Genomic DNA, 460 nt, shown 5'->3' with positions numbered 1-460 from the left:
TTAAAAGATAAATCAGAAGATGAATTACTCAAAGAAATGAATTATCAAACAAGACGTAATATCAAAAAAACCGAAGAAATGAATGTTCAAATTGAAGATTTAAATATAAATGAAACAGAAAGATTTTTCAAATTATTTAAAATGGCTGAAGAAAAACACGGATTTTCTTTTAGAGGGTTAGATTACTTTAAAGAAATGCAAAAAATATATCATGATAATTCAATGCTTAAAATTGCTACAATTAACTTAAAAGATTATTTAAAATCTTTAGAATTACAAGATGAACAATTGAAAAATGATGTATTATTAGCAGAAAATAAATTAAAAGAAAACCCTAATTCTAAAAAACAAAAAACAGCTATTAATAATCTATTACAAAGACTAGATAGCTCTAATAAAAAAATAGATAAAATTAAACGATTAATTGAAACAGATGGAGAAATTATTGATTTAGCTGCTG

The 460-nt window shown here is 22.2% G+C and carries 1 protein-coding gene; it reads left to right on the top strand.

Features of this window, described 5'->3' with window-relative positions; all coding sequences use genetic code 11:
* The coding region (locus tag KA878_RS14465; protein WP_245336772.1) for a peptidoglycan bridge formation glycyltransferase FemA/FemB family protein at window positions 1-460 on the top strand (460 nt) is incomplete at both ends.

It is taken from the genome of Staphylococcus sp. GDY8P57P (assembly GCF_017892585.1).
In the GTDB taxonomy this organism is placed as follows: Bacteria; Bacillota; Bacilli; order Staphylococcales; family Staphylococcaceae; genus Staphylococcus; species Staphylococcus borealis.
This window is presented reverse-complemented; position numbering and strand designations above follow the sequence as displayed.